Raw genomic sequence first — 22,943 nt, 5'->3', positions numbered from 1 at the left:
TCTACGAGAAAAAATTATAATAGTTTGCTCACAATGTTTTTCACCGTATCCGTTTGCTGTATGAGGTGACTATTTTCACCCATCCACATGGATAAATATTCTGCATTACCTTGCTCAGCACTTTCCTTACGAATGGTAGTCGTTAGATAATTTTGTAGTGGATAGGGTGCTACTGTCGCATCTTCCATACGTTTCGTGAAATCATTTGCTAAACCTCTTGCTGGTTTACCAGTAAATGCAAGCGTAATCGTCGTTTGTTGTTCTTTTGATGCCAATACAGCATTTTTATAGAGTGGCGAAATTTCGCATTCATCTGCCACTAGTAAAGCCGTCCCAATTTGAACTGCCTGTGCCCCACTTTCAAGTGCCTTTTGAATATCCTCTTTGGTTACAAGGCCTCCCGCAGCTATAATTGGAATCGCAACTTTTCCCACTACTTGTTGTAGTAAGTCATGCAATGGAATTAATTGCAGAGGGTCAGTAAAAGAGCCTCGATGACCKCCAGCCTCTCCCCCTTGTAATACAACCGCATCCATTCCTGCTTGCTCCACCAGTATGGCTTCCTCTAATGTGGTAGCAGTACCAATCGTATAGACGCCATGATCTTTTAATTGTTTAAGAACAGCTGGAGATGGCAGCCCAAATGTAAATGAACAAACTGCTACCTTTTCTTCAATCACAGCTTGAACCTGTCCTGCAAAAACTTCCTTTGATGTTACGCTCTGTACAGGGGATAATCCTAATTCATCGTAAAAAGGTTGCAGTGCCATTCTGGCTTGTTGTAAAACCTCGACATCAATTTTGGGTTCTTCTTGCACAAATAAATTGACCGCAAAGGGCTTTGTCGTTAATTTCTTCACTTCTTGAATAAACTGCTTTGTTTGTTCACCATCTAAGTAACCTGCACCAATTGAACCTAATAGGCCTGCCTCAGCACAAGCCGCCACAAATTTAGGTGATGTAACGCCTGCCATTGGTGCTTGTATAATTGGATATCGCATATCAAATGTTGTTTGTAGCATACCTTTCACTCCTTACTCTGATTGTAAACAATTCTACCAGTAATGACCATCTATCTGATGATAGAAACTTGATAGTACCTCAATAAAAATTAAATAGTGCTTCTATCTATTATCACATTAAATGAACGATTTGACAGTATATGTATAAKAAAAAAATAAAAAACTACTCTTTAATGAAAAGAKTAGGCTGATCATTATGMACGTGAAACGTAAGAACCTTCATCCGTGTTAATGATTAAAACGTCACCTTGGTTAACGAAGAATGGTACTTGTACGATTAGACCTGTTTCAAGAGTAGCAGGTTTTGTACCGCCAGAAGCTGTATCACCTTTGATTCCTGGTTCTGTTTCTGTTACTTCTAATTGAACAGTGTTTGGTAATTCAACACCTAACATTTCACCTTGGTAAGATTGAATATGCACTTCCATGTTTTCTTTTAGGAATTTTAATTCATACTCAATAGCAGATGAAGCTAGTTCAGTTTGCTCATATGATTCCAAGTCCATAAATACATGCTCGTCACCTTGTGCATATAAATATTGCATTTTACGATTATCGATTTGTGCCTTTTCAACTTTTTCACCAGCGCGGAATGTTTTTTCATTCACTGAGCCGTTACGTAGGTTACGCAATTTAGAACGTACGAACGCAGCACCTTTACCTGGTTTTACGTGTTGGAAATCTAACACGCGGTATAATTGGCCATCAACAATAATTGTTAGACCTGTACGGAAATCGTTTACTGAGATCATTTGTGTTCCTCCAAAGTTTATAAAATAATGAGTTCTTTTGACGAATGTGTTAGTAGTTCATTACCCGTTTCTGTGATTAAAATATCATCCTCGATACGGACACCACCGATTCCAGGTAAGTAAACACCTGGTTCAATCGTCACGGCCATACCTGGCTCTAGCACTGTATCAGAACGCATCGATAAGCCAGGGCCTTCATGTACTTCAAGACCAATACCGTGTCCTAAAGAATGACCAAATGCTTCGCCATATCCTTTTTCTTTTAAGTAGTCACGTGCAATCGCGTCCGCTTGAATACCTGTTAATCCAGGACCCACTTTTTCAAGTGCTAACAGTTGAGAAGCAAGGACTGTATTGTACATATCTACCAATTTTTCAGATGGTTCTCCCACAGCCACAGTACGTGTAATATCCGAAATATAGCCATTATAAAGCGCACCAAAGTCTAATGTAACAAAGTCGCCTTTTTCAATCACTTTATTCGTTGCAACGCCGTGTGGTAATGCTGAACGAAGACCAGACGCAACAATCGTGTCAAACGAAGACTGAGTTGCTCCTTGTTTACGCATGAAAAATTCTAATTCATTCGAAACTTCAAGCTCGGTTTTACCAGGCTTGATGAAGCCTAAAATATGTGTAAATGCGTGATCTGCAATTTCACACGCAGCCTTAATAATATTAATCTCTTGTTCCGTCTTAATCAAGCGAATTTTTTCAATTAGCCCAGAAATCGGCACTAAATCTGCTTGAATCTTCGATTTATACAGTTCATAAGTGCCATAGCTTACAGTATCTTTCTCAAAGCCCAATAATTTGATACCCATATTATTTACTTGAGTAGCAATTTCTTCAATAATTGTGGCTTCATGCTTGACAATACGGAAGTCCTGAATTTGTGCAGCAGCCTGCTCTGTATAACGGAAATCTGTAATAAATACAGCATCATTTTGAGACACAATTGCTACGCCTGCTGTCCCTGTAAAACCTGTCATATAGCGACGGTTGTACCYATTCGTAATTRAAATACCATCGATGMTTTGTTCTTGAAGTGCTTTACGTAGCTTTTGTAATTTCAACATAATCAATTCTCCCTCTCGATAAATGTACGTAGTGCCAGTTCATAGCCTTTCGTACCTAGTCCACAAATTTGACCAAGGCAGGACGGAGCAAGATAGGAATGATGTCGGAAAGCCTCACGTTTGTGGATATTGGAAATATGTACTTCGATACCTGGCACAGAAATACCTGCTATCGCATCATGCAATGCGATGCTTGTATGGGTATATGCACCAGGATTAAAGATAATACCATCATATTTTTCGTCCTCTGCTTCATGCACCCAATCTACTAGTACCCCTTCATGATTGGATTGACGAAATTCAACTGTAGCACCTAAAGAAGCCGCAAGATTTTGAACATTTTCTTGAACATCATCCAATGTTTCATGTCCATAAATATGTGGCTCTCGTTTACCAAGTCGATTTAAGTTCGGTCCATTCAAACATAATAACTTCACGCTTCTATTCGCCTCTTTCTATGTACTTGCCATTTATTTTATCATACACCGTGCATTCAGCAACTAATTTCAACTAGTGGTGCCATAAATATCCCCTTAAACGAAGGGGATATTTTGTACCTTCAACTTTGTTTTTGTGCTGTATGTTCCTTCTGATGGAAATTGGCGGTTTCAAGCAAGAAACGTAATAAACAAATAACGGTCACCATAAAGGGAATCGACAGTTTTTTAAAAGACGTAAGCTGTAATGGTAAATCTAAAGCAATCCATTCCAATGAGATGGTCACCAAAAGACCTAATAAAAGGGAAGAAAAAACAGCTGGGATGATATATACATAGCGCATAGTCATGTATAAAAATAAGCCGATAATAAATAGTAGAAAAATAAAAAAGGTCCATTGAAATAATTTGGAGCTTTCTTCAAACCAATTCCATTTTTTATAAAACCCTATCGGATGCCATTTAATGAGATGGAAATAATGTAAACCTTTTAAGCACAGCGCTAAAACAAGCGCATTGACAAGTGCTGTAATTGTCGCTACTTTCACCCTATACCTCTCCTTTATGCACACTAATTATTTCCTAAAATGTACGATTAGTGTAGCCATATAGAAAATTTACTATGCGTAACGGTAGAGGTTTTTCACTAAATTTAGTACAATGGTACAGTTGAAATATATAAAGAGAGTGGTGTTAGCCTTGAGCAATTCACCTGTATACGGGGGACAAGCACAATTAGAGGGTGTGATGTTCGGAGGAAAGGAACATACTGTTACAGCCATTCGTCGTAACGATGATTCCATTGATTATTATCATTTCAAAAAAGTACAAAAACCTTTGTTACAAAAGCTTAAAAAAATCCCATTTGTACGADGCGTTGTCGCGCTAATTGAATCCGCTGGCTTAGGTTCTCGTCACATGCAATTTGCTGGGGATCGCTATGATGTGACACCTGGTGAAGAGGAAGATCATAAAGAAGAAGGCTCTAAACTTCAAATGATACTGGGCGTTGCTGTAGTAGGTATTCTTTCCTTTCTATTTGGAAAATTTGCCTTTACATTAATTCCTGTTTTTATAGCTGATTTTTTCTCAAAATGGATTGAAGGAAAAACGGGACAAATTTTACTGGAAAGCGGTATTAAATTATTGTTACTGCTAGCCTATTTATATTTTATCTCGTTAACACCCCTCATTAAACGAGTATTTCAGTACCATGGTGCAGAGCACAAGGTGATAAATTGCTATGAAGCTGGATTAGACATTACCGTAAAAAATGTTCAAGCTCAATCACGCCTACACTATCGTTGCGGCAGTAGCTTCATATTATTCACAGTGTTCGTTGGGATGTTTTTATATTTCTTTGTGCCTACAGATCCACTGTGGCTTCGTATTTTAGATCGTATTCTATTAATTCCTGTTGTTCTGGGGATCTCATTTGAAGTCTTACAAGCGACAAATGCCTGCCGTAATATTCCAGTGTTACGCTTCCTTGGCTACCCTGGCTTATGGCTCCAATTACTAACAACTCGTGAACCGAAGGACGATCAAGTAGAAGTAGCGATTGCTTCCTTTAATATGCTACGCCAAGTAGAGCAGCAACCTGAAATCGCTGCGACATTAAATCATGATTAATAAAAAAGGCAGCCCAACGTCGGAGCTGCCTTTTTTTCATTTTGTACTGCCTTGCATTTTCTGCTTAAACATAAAGATAGCGAGAATTGTCATAATTATTGTATAACCAATGACAACAATAAGTGAATAAAACACATTCGCATACTCTGCATGTAAGATAGCCCTAGCTGCATTGACTGCGTGCATGAAAGGTAAAAGTTGCGCAATCTTTTGAAATGTTCCACCAATCATATCTAATTCGAACCATGTTCCACTTAACCAAGTTGTCACATTAACAAAGATGGCAAATATCCCTCCTACCTGCTTATCTGTAAATAATGTCCCAAATAATAATCCACAACTAATATAGAGTGGTGAAATTATTAGAAGTGCAAGAATCATAAAGAGGATAGACTTATTAAATGGCAACCCTAAAAACATGGCGGTAGCTAAACAAACAAAAATTTGTAGCAGAGCTATTGGTAGTAAAGGTATCATATACCCTAAAATGTAATCAGCGGCAGACAAAGGAGAAACAAAAATCCTCATTAAAAAGGATGAACTTTTATCTTTTCCTAGTAACATTCCTGAAAACAGTGTGAGAAAAGAAAAACTAAATACAATGACGCCCGGTGTTAGGTTATTCATTTCATATAAAGCAAATGGCATATTTTTTTGCATAACAGAAAATAAGCCCAATAAAAGAATTGGTAAGCCTATACCAAATAATAAAGTGATTGGATCACGGACAATCTCTTTATGATTCCTTGTTGCAAACGCAGCTACCCTCACAATAACGCCTCCTCTGTTTTTTCCAAGAATACCTCTTCTAAAGAATGCTTGCCTGTTTCACTGATCAATTGTTGGATCGTGCCTAGTGCACATATTTGCCCATGATGCATAATTCCTACACGATCAGCTAAAGCCTCTATCTCTTCTAAATAATGGGAGGTCAAAATAATCGTGACATGTCCTTTTAAGTGCTTCAATATGTTCCATACATCATTCCTTGCCCGTATGTCCATCCCTAAAGTCGGTTCATCGAGGAACAATACCTTTGGGTTTGACATTAAAGCCATTGCTACACTTAAACGACGCTGGTAGCCGCCAGATAGTGTCTTAGCCTTGTCATGCTGATGTGGTGTCAGTCCGAATAAGGCCATTTTGTCATATACTTGTTGTTGTGCTTTTTCTTTTTCGTAGCCATAAATCTGACTGAATAATAATAGATTTTCATATACCGTTAAATTAGGCGCAACGGCCGTTTCTTGAGGAGAAATATTAATAACTTGTTTTACAGCCTGTGTATTTTGCACAATGCTTTTTCCATCTATTGTGGCATCCCCCTCTGTAGGTGAAAGGAGCCCGCACAACATTTTGATTGTGGTTGTTTTGCCAGCACCATTTTGTCCTAAAAGAGCGAAAAGTTCACCTTGATGGATTTGTAAATTTAATTGATTAACGACTACACGCTCTTTATAAAGCTTTGTTAAATCTCTTATGTTAATCATCCTGCTCTTCACCTCGATTGGTAAGAATCGCATTAATTTTTTCTATGTCACGTTGTGAAAATCTATATTGTAAAACCCATGTCACAATATAAGTTCCGAGAAAGCTGGCTACGAGAGAAAAAATATTAGCCATCGTTTTTGGCATCCATAGTAGCGTTACAATCGGTATCCAAATCATTGCCGTTATGAAAAAGTGGACGAAATATTGCTTCAACATTCCCCAGCTAGCCATTTCAAAAATAAGTGCAGCAAGAGCAAAGGTAATGCCAATAACACCCGTTAATAGAATTTGAGTAATTATTGCACTTATTTCATCTGTAAAGTAAGCACGAAATTCTGGCACCACCCAAACATATTTTCCTTGCCCTATGCCCATTGATACAAAGAATTGCACAATTTGTCCCATTACTATACCGATCAAAAATCCACCAATAATACGTGTTAAAATGTCTTTTCGCATATTTATCACCTCAGATTCCTAATTGCTTCTTAATTTTGCTTACATAACGCCTAGAAGCGTATGTTTTCGTGCCATTCTTCAATTCAACTCCGATTGTACCTGTTCTACTAATGTCCATATGCTTGATCATGTAGCGATTGACTATTTCAGCATTTGAAATACGGAGAAACATTTGAGGATTGAGCTTTTCCTCCAGCTCATAAAGACGCAAACGTACCGTATAAACACCGTGAATGCTTTGGACACAGACCTTTTTTTGCTCTGTATAAATACGCACGATCTCCTTACTATCGATCAATTCAACACCTTTATGGGAGAAAGCTAATAAAGTGCTTTCTGCTGTCGTAGTAATAATTTGCATAAGATGCTCAATGTCATCAGTCATTTTATCTGTGAGAATGATTACTTTGGGTTCTTTATATGTAGGGTCAATCGATATTTCCACCTTCATATGATCACTGTCCTTTCTACGCCTCACTATAAATTTTTCCATACATGTTGTAAATGGATTATCGACAACTGGTCGTTATCAAGGAATAAGTGGTAATCTCAAAGATTCTGGCGAACAATAAAAACACCCTTTAGATAGGCCTATCCAAAGGGGTTAAACGTACAACTTAGCTTACTTAGAATCTTTTTTTACTTACTAGTAGGGCTGTAAAAACACCCATCATATTCAGGAGCTTTTAAAATATTGGGGGTAAGCTCTAATGATTGATTGTTTTGAAACACCAACTAATTTTGACAAATCCTTCTGCGATTTCTGCAATTCACAAATTTTATTTTTCAAACATCTACAGATAAATAAACCTTGCTAAAAATGTACATAGAAAAAAAACGTATTTTGAATGGCTCAAAACACGTTTTTCTGTGAATTATTTACTTAGGATATTGATAATCTTCTGTTGCGCATCCACTGCCTCAGGGATTGGCATCACAACAAACACATGATTCATCTTAGGATAAACAAAGGTATTGATTGCAACGCCTTGTTCTGTTAGCTTTTCATCAAACTGTATTGCATCTGGATATAAGCTTTCGTGGGACCCAATAAAATGAGTTATCTTGCCAACTCCTTGAAAATCGCCATAAATTGGACTAATTATTGGATCCTTTAGAGCTTTATCAGCTGCCCATATTTTTGTTATGACTTCCATTCCTTCACTAGCTAACATGGGATCGTTTTCTTCATATTCCTGAATAAGTGGATTTTCTAAACTCATATCAACACATGCCGACAATAACATAATATCTTGTGGTTGAGGCAGACCGTCTCGCTTCAACAGTTGAATTAGACCAAGTGCTATATTTCCACCTGCTGAGTCTCCTATAATGGTTAATTGATTGGAGCTTTCAATAGATACTAGAATCTCTTTATATAAGCTGAGCATCTTTGGGTAAGTATCTTGATAGCTAAAATGAGGGACTTTTGGATAGATAGGCGCAATAACTTTTGCATTTAAGGCTTGTGCCATTTTATCCATGAACAACCAGTGTAAATTTAAAGGTTGATTCGTCCAAGCTCCACCATGAATATAAAGAATCACCATTTGTGATGAAGACTTTTGGTCATTTAAAATAAAAACCTGCATATCCTCGAATGTTTGCTCCTTCAAAGCGCTTAAAAGATTGACATCCTCCCCAATCACATAGGGGTGAATATTTTCTGTTCCTCTTTGCTTAATAAATTGTTGAGCATTTTCAATACTAGAAAAGCTCTTTTTATTACTTTGTGAAAACAATAATTTTTCAAATTGCACACTCTCTACAGATCGTTCTCCATTAAAAATTTCTATACTCATGTTTTTCTCTCCTTTTATTGTTCATTCTGTTTCCAAACATGTAATGATTAATAAAGTGATGTGCCAAACCACTAAAACTGAGTCTCGACGATGGTAAAATGCATCTTTTTAGCGAACTTTATTTTAATTCCATATTTTGAAGAATACTCCTTCTAAAATCTATCATCAAATAAAAAAACCTTCCTGATGTAATCCCTAAATGTAAAGAGCATTGATTGTGCTGTATATAAAAAGCTGCCATTTTGAAACAAAATGACAGCTTTGTTGTTGAAAAAAGATGATGTCAACAGCAGAAAAAGTAACTTTGCAAGGTGAGAGGTTGATTTCCGTTCCGCCAGTGTCCTTTCCAGGGGGCGTCCGATGAGCCGCTTCACTCACTTACGTTCGCTCTAGGGTCTCATCTGTGACGCTGGCTCCACTCCAATCAACTATTCTGCAAAATGTCTTTACTTTTTTCATAGTAGTGGAGCGATCAAATCGCCCATTATCTATATTCTTAGAGGGTTATTTTCAATGTGGAGATGTGATGCTTAACAACACCACTTCATAAAGAGTAGTGAACACCTTCAATTTACTAAAAAACTTTCTCTAAAAAGGTAACACTTTGGTGGGTTGGAGTGGAAGGCTACTTGACTCCCGTGGGATAGAGAGACAGGCGAGCCACTAAACGGAGCGGTAGCGGAGGAAGCGGCTTGGCGGTCGCCCACAGGAAAGCAAGTAGCTTGCAACGGAAATCCATTTCTACCTTTCAATTGACTGTTTTATTTTTCAACACTAAGAAAGCTGCCGTTTTGAAACAAAATGACAGCTTTCGATTGGGTATCTATCCCCTCCAAACTACCGCTATATTATTGGAGGTGGATTTGATAATGGCGAGTAACTATACCTATCCCATTTTCTAACCTCTTCCACTCTGTGAATGAGGTTAATCAATTTTGTCTTGCTAACATGTAGATAGTGAAGATTAATTATCCTGAAATAATTCATCTACTTCTTTTGATAAAATTTCTACCTCATCTTCTAAATTTGGAAATAGGGCTTGATTTGCCTTTTCATCTATTGCTTTATGTTTTTGCTTTTTATTATGTGGAGTTCCATCATTCAGAGGTAGCTATACAAAAGTGACACGTATGTATTCCTCGTTCTTTAAGCTTTCAAGGTGATGCAATTCAAGGTCTTCCATCGTAATACGACGGCTTTTTAGTTTTTTATCATAATCCCCTGCCCAGAACCTAATTAATTCAGCACCTTGCTCAGTTTGTATATGTTCCTTCAAATAACTTAAAAAATCTTCTAAAAATTGAGGACCCCAATTTCCCTCGATGCCGTATACAAAGGATTTTTCATTATAAAGCCCTAAGTCGTAAGGTGGATTATTCCATTCGAATATATTCAAATTTTCAAAAGCTGATTCATCTGCTGCATGTAAAACTCGTGCATCATCATCCATCAAATGCCACGACTGTGTTGGTGTACTCTCTGTAATTGGATATAATTTTTTTAATTCTCTTACTGTTATTTCAGCAATTCCTGTACAATCAACTGTTTGTAAAGCACTGTTCGCCACTAGGACAGAATATAACGTCATATGCTTGTCTCCTTAAGCTTTATTCTAATATTCGCTTCATAATGTTCTTCATTTAGTCTCACTACTTCAAGTTCTTTTTTATTGTCATTCAATTTTAATGCTAAACTTTGAATGCCAAAGAATTCTGTGAAGGTATGGCTTCCAATGATAAGATTTATTCCTATAAATTGAGCATATTGAATTGTATATAAATTACATTCTCCTGTAATGTATACATCACATTTATTTTCAACCGCTTCCTTCAGGCAAGCTGTTGTGCCTCCATTTCCACAGACTAAGCCTACTCGATTCACCATTTTGTCATTGAACTGCCAAAATCTAACGGGTTCTTCAAGTAAAAATTCAAGTTTTGTTACGAAATCTTTAAATTCAATTTCTTTCTCATATTGAGCAATTCTACCGAAGAATAGTCCTTCCCATTCATGGGTTCTTTTAATAATCTCTAAATTCAATTTTTTTATTAAGCTATCATTTGTGCCAAAGTTACAGTCATCAAGTGGTAAGTGATTATAGTAATGGCTTATACCATACGCTGCTAGTTTTTCAGTGCATGCCTCTTTTAATCCATAGATTTCATCCCATGCATCATGGTGTGTTATCATCATGTCCACTCCATGAATTCTTGCTTCCTCTATCGTTTCAAGCGTTAGGTTAACACAGTATCCTATTTTCTTCACTTCTTTATCTGCATGGTATGTAACCCCAGACTCATTAGCATAGATTTCCTTATTTGTTACATTAAAAAGTTCATCAATTCTTTCAACTATTTGTGAAACATCCATACTTCCATCCCCCCTAAACATCTATTCTCGATTTAACACTTCGTACCCAAATTAATAGGTATTTATTTCCATTTATACAAAAAATACCCCTTTATATTATCTTATCTAAAGGGGTAAAAAGTTACAACTGTTATTAAATTTAATTTATAGACCGCATTTCAACTGTGCGCCACAGTTTGTACATGTATTACAGCCGCCCATTTCTTCGACTGTGCCTTTACGGCATACTGGGCATGTATTCCCAACGTCTGAGCCAATAACAGTTGTTGACTCTAACGCTTGTATCGTATCTACTAATACGACTGGACGTTTTGTATGTTCTTCAACCAATTCCTCTTCAAATGAAAGTTGATCCATATCATTTTCTTCTGCTTTTAGTGTAAGTACTTGTGAATCACGGCTACCGTCAACATAAACCGTACCACCCTTAGCGCCACCTTTATATAGTCGCTCGTACACTTTTTCAACTTGCTGTACTGTATAGCCTTTTGGTGCGTTTACAGTTTTAGAAATAGATGAATCGATCCATTTTTGAATAATACATTGCACATCCGCATGCGCTTCTGGTTTTAGCTCCATTGCTGTAACGAACCATTCTGGAAGCTCTTGCTCATTTACTTCTGGATGATGGTTCAGATATTCTTGGACAATTTCAGCTTTTACTTCAATGAATTTACCTAGACGACCAGAACGATAGTACGTGAAGGAGAAGTATGGCTCAAGACCTGTTGCTACCCCTACCATTGTTCCTGTTGACCCTGTTGGTGCAACCGTTAATAAATGTGAGTTACGGATTCCAGTCGCTAAGATTTGCTCTTTGATATGAGCAGGCATTTTTTGCATAAAGCCTGTCTCTGTAAAGGCTTTACGTAAACGAGCTGTTTCTTCGTCTGTAGCACCTACTAAGAATGGGAAGCTACCACGCTCTTTCGCAAGCTCTGTAGACGCCTCATACGCAGTTTCAGCGATTGTTTTAAAGATTTCATCGACTAACGCATTACCTGCTTCTGAACCGTATTCTTTTTCACAGTAAATCAGCAAATCGGCTAAGCCCATAACGCCTAATCCAACACGACGTTCACCAAGAGCTTGTACACGGTTTTCTTCTAAGAAGTAAGGTGTCGCATCAATCACATTATCCTGCATACGAACACCAACACGAACTGTTTCACGTAGTGCTTCGTAATCAACTGATTGATTTTCTTTATTCGCAAACTGTGCTAAATTCACAGCAGCTAAGTTACACACAGAATATGGTGCAAGTGGTTGCTCGCCACATGGGTTCGTCGCTACAACACTTTGACCGTATGCCTTTGCATTTGTCATGTCATTGGCGTTGTCAATGAAGAAAATACCTGGCTCTGCCGAGTATGTTGCACATACATTAATTAAATTCCATAACTCTTTTGCTTTAATTGTACGGTATGTGCGGACTTTATAGCCCATTTTCTCCCATTCACGAACATCACCAACTTCATGCCATTTCGTGTTGTAAACGCTCATTTCTTCCTTTGTATATTCTTCAACGGCTGGGAAACGAAGCTCGAAGTCAGCATCTTTTTCAACTGCTTCCATAAATTCTTTTGTTAATGTCACAGAAATGTTGGCACCTGTTAAAAACTCTGGGTTATGAACAGTGTACGTGCCACCATCACGTAATTTATTTTCAGCCTCACGAATGATAGCTGTATCAAATCCACCTAAGCCTTCAATGTTTTTATAATTCACGATGCCTTGATACATCGCTTCTTCTTGCATAGAAAGTGGCTTGAAGTTTAATTTTTCTTTGGCTAGACGGATGATTGTTTCATCCGTTGTATTTTCGATCAGGTAACGCAGAATACGTGGATTTTGCATTTTGGAAATAATAAACTCCACAATATCTGGATGCCAATCTGCTAGCATAATCATTTGTGCGCCACGACGTGATCCACCTTGCTCCACAAGATGTGTCAATTTAGCAATATCATCTAACCAGGAAACAGAACCAGATGATTTACCGTTTACACCACGAGCTAATGTGTTGCGTGGACGTAATGTTGAACCATTTGTTCCTACACCGCCACCACGGCTCATAATCTCCATAACTTGCTTACGGTGATCACTAATCCCTTCACGAGAGTCAGCGACAAATGGCATCACGTAACAGTTAAAGAAAGTTACATCTGTTTCAGAACCAGCTCCATAAATCACTCGTCCAGCTGGAATGAATTTCAAGGATACTAATTGCTCATAAAATTTTTCAAACCACTCTTGACGTTTTTCTGGTGTTTTTTCAACAGCAGCAAGGCCTGTTGCGTTTCGTTTTGCAATTTGTTCATAAAATATCTCAAGAGGCTTTTCTAACACGTCAATTGAACGCGTAATCACACCCGTTTCTTGCTCTTGCGGATCGTCTAATGCGCTACGATAATCCTCTTCAATCAAAATCTCTGCTGTTTTTGTAGACATGTCCAATTTTTGAATTGTCCCTAAACCACGTGCAGGAAATTTCGGATCAGCTTTTACCGTTAATACAACAAAGTCGCCGGCTTTCAATGTTTTCTTTTCTGTGTCTTTAAACGAATAGCGATCGATCATGACAAGTCTTGATACACCTTTGTGTGTAATATGCATATCAGATGTTACGGGGTGTACCTGCGGGAATTGTTCAATATCTTTGTTTAACTGTTCAAATTGATTGTTTACTTCGGGTTGATGATTTGTGAGTACCATCGTTTAGCCTCCCTTGTTCTCTTCATTACAAAATAAATACACAATATCTTGTGTCGTTAAACACTACATATTGTGTATATGTCTTTAAAAAAGATACTATATATAGTTTTTTAATTCAACTCTTGCTTTTTTTAATAGATTCAGAACTACTTGTTATGACTAGGATTGAACGTTAAAAAATATTTTTTTCATACCATTTTTTACTTTTTAAAGTTCCACTCATCTGAAGCATATTTTTTTTCTTCTAAAGCTTGCACATATTCTAATTGCTCCTCAGAAAGTGTAAATGGTTTTAATTCAATTTGCAACGATTTTGCAAAGCCATCTCTAAAAGCTGTCACACATTGTTCAACTGTCACTGGCTCTTTTACAAGACTGTTGATGGCAACAGCCTTTTCTGGTAGCTTTTTACGCATACGATTCTTCGCTTCTTCACTGGAGAAATTAAATACGGATAATAATTTCTCTTGATCCAAATCTAATAAAATGGCGCCATGCTGTAAAATGACACCCTTTTGACGTGTTTGAGCACTTCCAGCTATTTTTTTCCCTTCTACGACAAGTTCATACCAACTTGGTGCATCAAAGCAAACAGCACTTTTTGGACTCTTCAGGTCCGCTCTTTTCTCCTCTGTATCAGGTACACTAAAATAGGCATCCATACCTAGGTTATGGAAACCTTGCAAGATTCCCTCACTTAACACACGATATGCCTCTGTCACAGATTCTGGCATATTCGGATAGCTTTCCGTCACAATGACACTATAAGTTAGCTCATGTTCATGTAGGACAGCTCGTCCACCAGTTGGTCGACGTACAAAACCTAAGCCTTGTTCACGCACAGCATCTAAATTAATATCTCTCTTAGCTTGTTGAAAATAACCAATGGATAATGTCGCAGGCTCCCACTCGTAGAAACGAATTACTGGTGGAATTAACCCCTCACTATGCCAATCAAGTAAGGCTTCATCTAGTGCCATATTAAAAGAAGGACTACATTTCCCTGAATTTAAAAAATACCAAGTTGTCATATGCTCATCTCCTACAAATATAAAATGATCCATCAGGCCCCACCTGTGGGTCAACTTTAACGAATATTATACTACAGTTCAAATTGCGAACGATTGCTTGTGTAACGAAAAAAGCGATTTCGCTACAACCTAGTTAATTTTATCAAACTCATTGGACTATCGCTAGCGCATCTTTTATAATAATAGAGAAGATAGAAAGGGGTAAGAAAATCTTGGACATACTTATCACAATCGGTGTCGTTTTAGTAGTCACAATTGCATATATCGGAATTAATGCACTACGACTCAAAAAAGCCGTAACCAACCTAACACAAGAGCAATTCATAGAAGGCTATCGTAAAGCCCAGCTGATCGATGTTCGTGAGCAAAAAGAATTTGATGCTGGTCACATTCTTGGTGCACGAAATGTGCCTTCGACAACACTACGTCAACGTTATAAAGAAATCCGCCCAGATTTACCAGTATATCTATACTGTCAAAATACAGGCCGTAGCTCACGTGCTGCACTATTTCTTAAAAAACGTGGGTACAACCAAATTTACCAACTTCAAGGTGGTTTCAAAACTTGGACAGGTAAAATAAAAGCAAAAAAATATTAATGCTCTCATCAAAAAAAGTCGTCTCAAAGTACTATGAGACGACTTCTTTTTTAAAAAATTCAGAGTTTCTACTATATTATATCTATTTCAAATGATGCTGTACAAGCTTCATGTCATCAAAATAAAAAAGTAAAGCAACAAAACGCATTATAGTCCCCTTATTTGATACAAAATCTACTTTGAACGAGYTCGCTACTTAGTCGGGTCYTCATAAAAATGAGCGCTTTGGTGTCTTTTTGGAGCGGTTTTCACTTATGTTTGAGCACTTCGAAAGCTACGTTGAGCAATCTTCCAATAAACCACCTCATATTTAAAAACTCCTTCACGAAACACTTTGTATGACCAAAAATACTATTTTTCGTTAGAGATATGCCAGTTACGAACCCTATTCTTCTATTTTTCTGAAAATAGTTAAAATTTATTGTTGAATAATTTTAGAAGCACTGTTAGGATGTATAATATCTTACAATAATAATTGATTATCAAGTTAATAAGCTATGGATGCTATGGATCAAACTATAGCAGGAGCAGTTCTGGAGAGAGCGCACATTGCGTCGCCGAAGGGTTCACTATCTCAGGCAAAAGGACAGAGGAGTAATACAGCTTTTATAAGCGATGCTACACCATTTCATGTAGACATCTGCGAATAAATGGTATTTGTTATTCTGACGTTTTTCCGAGACTAGTGTCACAACTAGTCTCTTTTTATTTTTCCAGTCATAGTTTTTTATGCATCTTTGAGGGGGATTAACGTGGAACAGCAACAATTAAAACGAGATTTAAAAAATCGCCATGTACAGCTTATTGCCATTGGTGGAACAATTGGGACTGGTTTATTTTTAGGCTCTGGAAAAGCTATTGCCTTAGCAGGGCCTTCGATCATCCTAGCCTACTTAATTGTAGGAACAGCGCTATTTTTTGTGATGCGTGCCTTAGGTGAATTGTTACTATCCAATGCAGGCTACACTTCATTTACGGATTTCGCATCCGAATACATAGGGCCTTGGGCAGGTTATATCACAGGTTGGACATACTGGTTCTGTTGGATTATGACGGCGATGGCAGACATTATTGCGGTGGGGGTTTATACACAATATTGGTTTGATATCCCACAATGGGTGCCAGCCATTGGTTGCCTCGTATTGTTATTACTACTAAATCTATTAACTGTTAAGCTTTTTGGTGAGCTAGAATTTTGGTTCGCTATTATTAAAGTTATTACAATTGTAGCACTTATTATTATTGGTCTTATTATGCTAGTAACTGGCTTCCAAACTAGCTCAGGAACAGTATCTGTTGAAAACCTGTGGGCACATGGAGGCATGTTCCCAAATGGAATATACGGCTTTTTAATGGCCTTCCAAATGGTTGTCTTTGCATTTGTTGGTGTGGAATTAGTGGGGGTTTCAGCAGCTGAAACAGCAGATCCTCAAAAAAATATTCCTTCTGCCATTAATAAAATTCCATTTCGCATTTTACTTTTCTATGTAGGGGCATTATTTGTTATTTTATGTATTAACCCATGGTATGAAATGTCTGCTTCAAGCAGTCCCTTTGTCCAAGTGTTTACATTAGCAGGTATCCCGATTGCTGCTGGTATTATAAATTTTGTTGTGCTTACTTCAGCGGCTTCAGCAGGTAACAGTGGGTTATTCTCCACAAGTCGGATGCTCTATAATCTTGGTAACAATAAACAGGCATCTCCAGCATTCGCCAAACTCAACAAAAACAGTGTACCAAGTAATGCACTCGTTATTTCTACTATTGTTGTATCAGCTGGTGCTCTGTTAAGTAAGTTGATGCCAGAGAACGCCTTTAGTGTTGTGACGACGATTAGTGCAATTTGTTTTATATGGGTGTGGAGCATTATCATCATTTCGCACATTATCTACAAACGAAAAAAACGTGCTTTACATGAAGCTTCAATCTTCAAAGCACCACTGACACCTTTTATCAACTACGTCGTGCTTGCGTTTTTCGCCTTTTTATTAATGGTGATGTTTATTTCTGAGGCTACGCGTACGGCACTGCTGTTAACACCAATTTGGTTTATCGTTTTATTTATTATTTATAAAATGAAAAAAAGATGACTTCAGACTAAGCGCTGAAATCATCTTCCACTTATTAAAAAATAGTCATATCCCATTCTGTTGCTAGCTGTTTCAGCAACTGTACACCTGCCACACTGTTTCCTATTGGATCAATCGCTGGTCCGTAAATTCCGATACCACAGCCAGTAGGAAACGGCGAGTGTAGGCCTGCATGTCCTGGAACAGCCGCAAGAATCGCACCTGATACACCACTTTTGGCAGGGAGACCAATAAATGCCGCAAACTTCCCTGAGGCATTGTACATACCACACGTTACCATCAAAGCCTTCGCTAATTTTGCCACTTGTTTTGGGAATAGCTGTTTCTTTAACAGTGGGTGATAGCCATCATTCGCAATAACTAGGCCAATCATGGCTAAATCTGATACATTGACTTCAATTGCACATTGCTTCAAATAAACCTCAAGCGCCGCCTCTACTGGACAATCTAAAAACCCTGAATCCATTAAGTAATAGGCCAATGCTCGATTACGATTAGCCGTTTGCCACTCTGACTGGAATACTTCTTCATTGATACTCAATTGCTTGCCTATGATTTGTTCTAAAAATTGTAGAATCTTTGTGACCTTCTCTTGTGGAGAATGACCAGCCAACATGGAGGATACCGTAATAGCCCCAGCATTAATCATCGGGTTAAAGGGTTTACCTGGCTGATGACTTTCTAAGCGAATAATTGAGTTAAAGGTATCTCCTGTTGGTTCAACATCTACTCTTTCTAAAACATATGGTAAGCCTCGATCCATACAGGCTAAAATAAAGGTAATAACCTTGGAAACGCTTTGAAGGGTAAATAGTTCTTCGGTATCTCCCGCTTTGATTTCGTGGCCTTCAGTCCCAACAATCGCAACAGCTAATTGATTAGGATCTTTTTTGGCTAAAGCAGGGATATAATTAGCACATTGCCCTTCTTTGGTAGCTGCACGATACTGTGATACCCACTGTGCTAGAAGATGATGCTGATGATTGGGTTGTATTGACATGTCGCGTTCTCCTTTCAAAATGAGGCAAAAACAGAGCCTTCATAGTTCTCCTATGAAGACTCTATCCTGTTAGCGCTTAGGTGGCTGTGTTCCCTCTGGAATTAAAGATTGATATGTTTCACCATCTAGACGATCTTGCCMTTCCTTTTTCGCTTTTTCAATGTATAGAGGATTATCCAGCAACGCTATGGCTGTACAAGCCATAATTTTAGCAGCCTGTAGCATTCCTTTATGCGCTATTGGGGTCACTCCCTGAGACACTACCTGCCATGTATGTAATGGTGTCCCTAATGCCATGCATACAGTTGTACACTGTACGGTTGGTACGTTCCAGCTAACATCTCCAACATCTGTAGAGCCACCCATAATAAATTCAGGTAGCATGCCTGGAACATGATTAGCAATCACTTTTCCTTGTAATAGCTTGGCATCTTCTTTACGCAAGCCCACTAATGAAGCTGCTTGTACTTCTGGTGTAAACGTATTGAAAATAGCCTGCGCATACTGTTCATCCTCTATTGTATAGTCTGGCATACCAATTTCAAGTATTTGTTGATACATCACATCATAAAGTGTTTTATTTGTTATAAGATTCGAAGCAGCACCTTCAAACTCGATGTCCACTGACGTCCCTGTCATCATTGTGGCACCCTTTGCAATGTTCTCAACGCGTTGATAAATTTCCTGTACTTGCTGCTTTTTAGGTGCCCTAACTAGATACGTTACCTCTGCATATGGTTGAACTACATTTGGCGAAGTTCCGCCAGAATTAGTAATGGCATAATGCACACGCGCTTCTGGAATGATGTGTTCTCGTAAGTAGTTTACCCCAACATTCATAAGCTCAACAGCATCTAAAGCACTTCGTCCAAGATGTGGTGCAGCTGCGGCATGAGCACTTTTGCCCGTAAACTTAAACGTTGCGGCATAGTTTGCTAGAGAACTACACGTCATCACAGTCGAAAACGTACCTGGATGCCAAGAGATCGCGATATCAACATCATCAAAAAGGCCAGCCTTTGCCATATAAGCTTTACCAGATCCATTCTCCTCTGCAGGGCAACCGTAAAAACGGATTGTTGCTGACTGATGATTTTGCTCTAAATAATCCTTTACAGCAACAGCAGCTGCGAATGCGCCAGTACCTAATAAGTTATGACCACAGCCATGTCCACTTCCACCATCCACAAGAGGCTCATGTTGTGTCGCCCCACCTTTTTGACTCAAGCCTGGAAGCGCATCATATTCACCTAAAAAGGCAATTACAGGCTTGCCAGAACCATAAGCTCCAACAAGCGCTGTGTCAAGACCCGCAACACCGACTTCTGTTTGAAAACCCTCTTTTTCTAGTGCCTGTTTCATATATTCCATCGATTTCTTTTCTTGAAAATGAAGCTCGGGCACAGCCCAAATCGCATCGCTTAATGCTACTGTAGCTTGCTGTTTTGCTTCAATTAACGTTGAAATTTTCTCATGATAACTCATATTTGTCCCTCCAAATTCATTATGCTTTTAACAATGTTCCTTTTTGGTCGTTTAGTGTGACAAGCGACACAATACAGATAAGCGCAAAGCCAATTAACATCCAAAAGGCTGCATCAAAGGAGCCATTAAAGGCATCCACCATAAATCCAATTGCCATCGGTGTAACAAACCCTGCTAATTGTCCCCCTGTATTGGCAATCCCCATTGCAGAACCTGTGATAGAAGAAGGTAATTTCTTGAGTACAATAACAGGTAGTAATGTAATGACAAACGCAATAAATATCGAAACGACTGTTTGGTAACCAATAAATAACGTCACTGTTTTGGCAGTAAACATTAAATACAATAAAAGACCAATGACTGCGCAGGAGATGGAGCCTAACACTTTCTCCATACCTTTTGGTAGCTTATCAATGATATAGCCACTACCATATACACCAATTATCGTTGTAATGGCAGGTATTGTTTGCGCCCAACCAATGGACATTAAATCCAAGCCTCGATTTTTTTGAAGATATGTTGGAATCCAAGAAACTAATCCCCAGTTCACTGCATAAATACAAAAATAAGCAATGATTAAATTCCACATTAGGGGTGTTTTCAATAACTCTTTAAAATTCACTTTGTTCGTAGTATTTTCTGTTCCAGCAGTAGCTGCCTCATCTTGCGGGAGTTGAATGTATTTCCAATATAAAAAGGCAATTATTGCCCCAATTGCCCCAATGATGATAAACATCATGCGCCAGCCAATCGTTCCTAATAAATAAGCAGCTAGCAAAGGGACGATGAGTGAAACAATGCCACCAGAAGTAAGCATGATGGACATCGCTCTACCTCTTTCCTCTTTTGGGAAAATCGTAGCAATAATTTTAGAGCTTGATGGCTGAAAACCACCCTCACCAATGCCAAATAAGAAGCGAATCACAATCATTGCTGTTAAAGACCAAGCAATAGCCGTTAGGCCCGTAAAAATAGACCACGTGATAACAGCCATTAATAAAACTCGTTTTGCGCCAAACTTATCGGCAAGCCAGCCACCTGGTATTTGCATAATGGCATAGCCTGTACTTAAAGCGAATTAAATAATACCCGTTGAAGATGCATCCAGTTGCAAATCCCCTGTAATCGAAACTACTGCGTAGTTCATAATATAGCGATCTAAATTCCCTAAAGACCAGCCTAAAAATAAAAGTGCATGGATGACATTTCTAGATTTCTTCGTTATTTCATTTGTTGTCATTCATATCCCTCCCATATATAGAAATCCTCTCTTTATTGCCACGACTATTCTTGAATATGCTTGCCCCCTTGTCCGTAAATCCCCTTTTATATAACGACATTTTCGTTATATATTCGTATAATAATCAAAGTTCAATAAAAAGACAATATTTTTTTGAAAATTTCTAATAGATAATCGTCTTCGTAAATCCATATTATTTACCTAAATAACTGCTAAATTCATTAATTTATCAGTATTTAAGGCTTCAAAAAGCATAAAAATGTCCCACACCATTTATTGGTTTGGGACATTTTTGTTTTTAGACAAGTTGATACATTTTAATAGGTCTGCCTCGAGTATGCTGTAATTCTTCCCCACAAATTCTCGCTAAATCTACATTACATAAATCTGCTACGATTCGTTGGGCATTTCTCTCGCTCATTTGCAGTTGTGACGCCAAATCCTTTGTCGTAAAATGCTTCCAATGCATTTTTTGTACAAGTGCATGGATTTTCATATAGGTTTTAATACTAATATTCCCTTTTTTTAGTTTTTCTAAAATATAAGGGTCTTCGGCTCGGTAGGAATAGGATAGCTCTTCTACATTCCCTACCGATTCAATAATGGTGCCATCATCCTGTATCATCACGATGTCAATAGCCTCGTTTTCCTTCGTCTGTCTTAGTCCTCGGTGAGCATGTAACTCAGCATTGAACACTGTTTGAGCAAAGCCAATGCCTGCTGTCACCTTCGTCTCCATTTCAATCGACAACTGATACATTTTTTCCTGTAAAAATCGTATTTGCCCTTCAATCGCACCTCTTGTACTAAAGATCGTATATTTACCATTCCCCTCTTCAATAAGAGAGCCATCAATCTGTTCACAGAGCTGTAGTAGATTTTCCTTCGTACGCAATTCTAAATATTGAATACGATAGCCTTGCTTCATGCGCTCTTTTAATGAATCAAAGTCCTTAATTTCAAGCATGACTGCACCAATTTGTGTCTCTTTATAGTAGGACGTTTTGATCTTCTCTGTAAAAAGCTGAACTGTATGATAAATTTCTGTTTTTGTCGGGGAAACCCAATAAGATGGAACGCCTCGTTTCTTCAGCTCTTCATCAACAGAGGGATAACAAGTAATCGCAAAATCAATTTTGCTCGCCTGCCAAAGACTATAATGGAAATCAAATAGCTCTTGTGGATCAATAGCGACATCAAATTCCTTTAAATACATATGATGGACATTATGCTGAATCTCTGCAAGACTTTCTGAAGCCATTTGAGAAGGCGAAGGAATAATATCGATACTAACATTTTCTATAAACTTTTTTTGCTGATAGGATTGCTCTAAAAAACCCCGATAAATAGCCGCTTCGGAAAAAATAATATGGGTCAATTTATCTTTGGATACATTCGTTTGACTGGCAAGCTTATAAGGGATGTAACCAGAAAACAACCAGAAATCGACAGCCTGATTATGTGTCTCCACAAGATGCTTTGTTTCCGTCGCCACTTCATATATATACGGAATAAATTCCATATCCTGTTCGATTTCTCGTGCTAAGGCAATAATTCTTTCAACGGATTGAATGGGACCAACAACACCTATTTTATACATCTTTTGTTCCTACCTTCTTTGTGAAACTACAATCTTTATGTAAAAAATTTATTCCTTTGTTGTACATAGTATAGCGGACAATCAAATTACTAGACAAATCTTATGTATAAAGAAAAGCCTCGAAAACTGTTCGAGGCCA

Annotated in this window: 22 protein-coding genes and 1 riboswitch; of the genes, 3 read left to right on the top strand and 19 right to left on the bottom strand. The window is 38.0% G+C overall.

Going from position 1 to position 22,943, the window contains the following annotated elements:
• Nucleotides 1-14 precede the first annotated feature (14 nt).
• From ACHZEU_RS22770 to ACHZEU_RS22750, 5 genes are all read right to left on the bottom strand, one after another.
• Nucleotides 15-1,022: a nitronate monooxygenase family protein gene (locus ACHZEU_RS22770; RefSeq protein ID WP_048392287.1), complete on the bottom strand. Its 1,008-nt coding sequence runs from the start codon at nt 1,020-1,022 to the stop codon at nt 15-17.
• A gap of 194 nt (nt 1,023-1,216) precedes the next feature.
• Nucleotides 1,217-1,774 (bottom strand): elongation factor P, encoded by a 558-nt coding sequence (gene efp / locus ACHZEU_RS22765; protein ID WP_404803797.1) that lies wholly within the window; start codon nt 1,772-1,774, stop codon nt 1,217-1,219.
• 17 nt (nt 1,775-1,791) lie between these two features.
• Complete coding sequence (locus ACHZEU_RS22760; RefSeq protein WP_404803796.1) at nt 1,792-2,853, bottom strand: M24 family metallopeptidase; 1,062 nt, start codon at nt 2,851-2,853, stop codon at nt 1,792-1,794.
• Nucleotides 2,854-2,855: 2 nt separating this feature from the next.
• A complete protein-coding gene (aroQ, locus tag ACHZEU_RS22755) occupies nt 2,856-3,290 on the bottom strand; it encodes a type II 3-dehydroquinate dehydratase (protein ID WP_404803795.1) in 435 nt (144 codons plus the stop codon).
• Between the two features lie 122 nt (nt 3,291-3,412).
• Nucleotides 3,413-3,838 (bottom strand): hypothetical protein, encoded by a 426-nt coding sequence (locus tag ACHZEU_RS22750; RefSeq protein WP_048392286.1) that lies wholly within the window; start codon nt 3,836-3,838, stop codon nt 3,413-3,415.
• 112 nt (nt 3,839-3,950) lie between these two features.
• Here ACHZEU_RS22750 and ACHZEU_RS22745 point away from each other — a divergent pair, with 112 nt between their 5' ends.
• Entirely contained in the window at nt 3,951-4,922 is a 972-nt protein-coding gene (locus tag ACHZEU_RS22745) for a DUF1385 domain-containing protein (RefSeq protein WP_404803794.1), read from the top strand.
• A 36-nt stretch (nt 4,923-4,958) separates the two neighbouring features.
• On the opposite strand, the gene ACHZEU_RS22740 is transcribed toward ACHZEU_RS22745, so the two are convergent.
• The 9 genes from ACHZEU_RS22740 to ACHZEU_RS22700 all read right to left on the bottom strand — a co-directional run bounded on the left by ACHZEU_RS22740 (nt 4,959) and on the right by ACHZEU_RS22700 (nt 14,739).
• A complete protein-coding gene (locus tag ACHZEU_RS22740; RefSeq protein ID WP_279495495.1) occupies nt 4,959-5,693 on the bottom strand; it encodes an ABC transporter permease in 735 nt (244 codons plus the stop codon).
• Nucleotides 5,690-6,412: an ABC transporter ATP-binding protein gene (locus tag ACHZEU_RS22735; protein ID WP_066036343.1), complete on the bottom strand. Its 723-nt coding sequence runs from the start codon at nt 6,410-6,412 to the stop codon at nt 5,690-5,692. Before ACHZEU_RS22735 ends, ACHZEU_RS22740 begins: the two co-directional genes overlap by 4 nt.
• A complete protein-coding gene (locus ACHZEU_RS22730) occupies nt 6,405-6,872 on the bottom strand; it encodes a DUF3021 domain-containing protein (protein WP_048392282.1) in 468 nt (155 codons plus the stop codon). Before ACHZEU_RS22730 ends, ACHZEU_RS22735 begins: the two co-directional genes overlap by 8 nt.
• A gap of 10 nt (nt 6,873-6,882) precedes the next feature.
• A complete protein-coding gene (locus ACHZEU_RS22725) occupies nt 6,883-7,365 on the bottom strand; it encodes a LytTR family DNA-binding domain-containing protein (RefSeq protein ID WP_254659972.1) in 483 nt (160 codons plus the stop codon).
• A 382-nt stretch (nt 7,366-7,747) separates the two neighbouring features.
• Nucleotides 7,748-8,674, bottom strand: a complete 927-nt coding sequence (locus ACHZEU_RS22720) for an alpha/beta hydrolase fold domain-containing protein (protein ID WP_048392280.1) — start codon at nt 8,672-8,674, stop codon at nt 7,748-7,750.
• A 1,111-nt stretch (nt 8,675-9,785) separates the two neighbouring features.
• Complete coding sequence (locus ACHZEU_RS22715) at nt 9,786-10,262, bottom strand: hypothetical protein (protein ID WP_279495498.1); 477 nt, start codon at nt 10,260-10,262, stop codon at nt 9,786-9,788.
• Entirely contained in the window at nt 10,259-11,044 is a 786-nt protein-coding gene (locus ACHZEU_RS22710; RefSeq protein WP_279495501.1) for a Nif3-like dinuclear metal center hexameric protein, read from the bottom strand. Before ACHZEU_RS22710 ends, ACHZEU_RS22715 begins: the two co-directional genes overlap by 4 nt.
• A gap of 144 nt (nt 11,045-11,188) precedes the next feature.
• Nucleotides 11,189-13,759: a vitamin B12-dependent ribonucleotide reductase gene (locus ACHZEU_RS22705; RefSeq protein WP_259950873.1), complete on the bottom strand. Its 2,571-nt coding sequence runs from the start codon at nt 13,757-13,759 to the stop codon at nt 11,189-11,191.
• A 200-nt stretch (nt 13,760-13,959) separates the two neighbouring features.
• Entirely contained in the window at nt 13,960-14,739 is a 780-nt protein-coding gene (locus ACHZEU_RS22700) for a biotin/lipoate A/B protein ligase family protein (protein ID WP_279496366.1), read from the bottom strand.
• A 263-nt stretch (nt 14,740-15,002) separates the two neighbouring features.
• Here ACHZEU_RS22700 and ACHZEU_RS22695 point away from each other — a divergent pair, with 263 nt between their 5' ends.
• Both ACHZEU_RS22695 and ACHZEU_RS22690 read left to right on the top strand, forming a co-directional pair.
• The gene (locus ACHZEU_RS22695; RefSeq protein WP_004231073.1) at nt 15,003-15,389 is read left to right on the top strand and encodes a rhodanese-like domain-containing protein; all 387 of its coding nucleotides are present in this window, start codon (nt 15,003-15,005) and stop codon (nt 15,387-15,389) included.
• Nucleotides 15,390-15,912: 523 nt separating this feature from the next.
• Nucleotides 15,913-15,989: riboswitch (glycine riboswitch) on the top strand.
• A gap of 152 nt (nt 15,990-16,141) precedes the next feature.
• Nucleotides 16,142-17,479: an amino acid permease gene (locus tag ACHZEU_RS22690; RefSeq protein ID WP_349531903.1), complete on the top strand. Its 1,338-nt coding sequence runs from the start codon at nt 16,142-16,144 to the stop codon at nt 17,477-17,479.
• A 34-nt stretch (nt 17,480-17,513) separates the two neighbouring features.
• Here the strand turns inward: ACHZEU_RS22690 and ACHZEU_RS22685 are convergent, their stop codons facing one another.
• The 5 genes from ACHZEU_RS22685 to ACHZEU_RS22665 form a co-directional block, all read right to left on the bottom strand.
• The gene (locus tag ACHZEU_RS22685) at nt 17,514-18,479 is read right to left on the bottom strand and encodes a glutaminase (protein WP_404803793.1); all 966 of its coding nucleotides are present in this window, start codon (nt 18,477-18,479) and stop codon (nt 17,514-17,516) included.
• A 69-nt stretch (nt 18,480-18,548) separates the two neighbouring features.
• Nucleotides 18,549-19,964 carry a M20 family metallopeptidase gene (locus ACHZEU_RS22680; protein WP_404803792.1) on the bottom strand — a complete coding sequence of 472 codons (1,416 nt, stop codon included), beginning with the start codon at nt 19,962-19,964 and terminating at the stop codon, nt 18,549-18,551.
• A gap of 19 nt (nt 19,965-19,983) precedes the next feature.
• Nucleotides 19,984-21,015 (bottom strand): MFS transporter, encoded by a 1,032-nt coding sequence (locus ACHZEU_RS22675; protein WP_404803791.1) that lies wholly within the window; start codon nt 21,013-21,015, stop codon nt 19,984-19,986.
• Between the two features lie 27 nt (nt 21,016-21,042).
• Nucleotides 21,043-21,204 carry a hypothetical protein gene (locus ACHZEU_RS22670; RefSeq protein ID WP_404803790.1) on the bottom strand — a complete coding sequence of 54 codons (162 nt, stop codon included), beginning with the start codon at nt 21,202-21,204 and terminating at the stop codon, nt 21,043-21,045.
• 298 nt (nt 21,205-21,502) lie between these two features.
• Nucleotides 21,503-22,804 (bottom strand): hypothetical protein, encoded by a 1,302-nt coding sequence (locus tag ACHZEU_RS22665; RefSeq protein WP_048392271.1) that lies wholly within the window; start codon nt 22,802-22,804, stop codon nt 21,503-21,505.
• Nucleotides 22,805-22,943 lie beyond the last annotated feature (139 nt).

This window comes from Lysinibacillus sp. S1 (assembly GCF_044986265.1).
Lineage (GTDB): Bacteria > Bacillota > Bacilli > Bacillales_A > Planococcaceae > Lysinibacillus > Lysinibacillus capsici.
This window is presented reverse-complemented; position numbering and strand designations above follow the sequence as displayed.

Excerpts from the sequence above, each read along its gene's own strand:
- ACHZEU_RS22720 (WP_048392280.1), bottom strand. The coding sequence starts at position 8,674 with ATGAGTATAGAAATTTTTAATGGAGAACGATCTGTAGAGAGTGTGCAA.
- ACHZEU_RS22665 (WP_048392271.1), bottom strand. The coding sequence starts at position 22,804 with ATGTATAAAATAGGTGTTGTTGGTCCCATTCAATCCGTTGAAAGAATT.
- ACHZEU_RS22730 (WP_048392282.1), bottom strand. The coding sequence starts at position 6,872 with ATGCGAAAAGACATTTTAACACGTATTATTGGTGGATTTTTGATCGGT.
- ACHZEU_RS22670 (WP_404803790.1), bottom strand. The coding sequence starts at position 21,204 with ATGACAACAAATGAAATAACGAAGAAATCTAGAAATGTCATCCATGCA.
- ACHZEU_RS22675 (WP_404803791.1), bottom strand. The coding sequence starts at position 21,015 with ATGCAAATACCAGGTGGCTGGCTTGCCGATAAGTTTGGCGCAAAACGA.
- ACHZEU_RS22725 (WP_254659972.1), bottom strand. The coding sequence starts at position 7,365 with ATGGAAAAATTTATAGTGAGGCGTAGAAAGGACAGTGATCATATGAAG.
- ACHZEU_RS22735 (WP_066036343.1), bottom strand. The coding sequence starts at position 6,412 with ATGATTAACATAAGAGATTTAACAAAGCTTTATAAAGAGCGTGTAGTC.
- ACHZEU_RS22715 (WP_279495498.1), bottom strand. The coding sequence starts at position 10,262 with ATGACGTTATATTCTGTCCTAGTGGCGAACAGTGCTTTACAAACAGTT.
- ACHZEU_RS22700 (WP_279496366.1), bottom strand. The coding sequence starts at position 14,739 with ATGGCACTAGATGAAGCCTTACTTGATTGGCATAGTGAGGGGTTAATT.
- ACHZEU_RS22705 (WP_259950873.1), bottom strand. The coding sequence starts at position 13,759 with ATGGTACTCACAAATCATCAACCCGAAGTAAACAATCAATTTGAACAG.
- ACHZEU_RS22685 (WP_404803793.1), bottom strand. The coding sequence starts at position 18,479 with ATGTCAATACAACCCAATCATCAGCATCATCTTCTAGCACAGTGGGTA.
- ACHZEU_RS22710 (WP_279495501.1), bottom strand. The coding sequence starts at position 11,044 with ATGGATGTTTCACAAATAGTTGAAAGAATTGATGAACTTTTTAATGTA.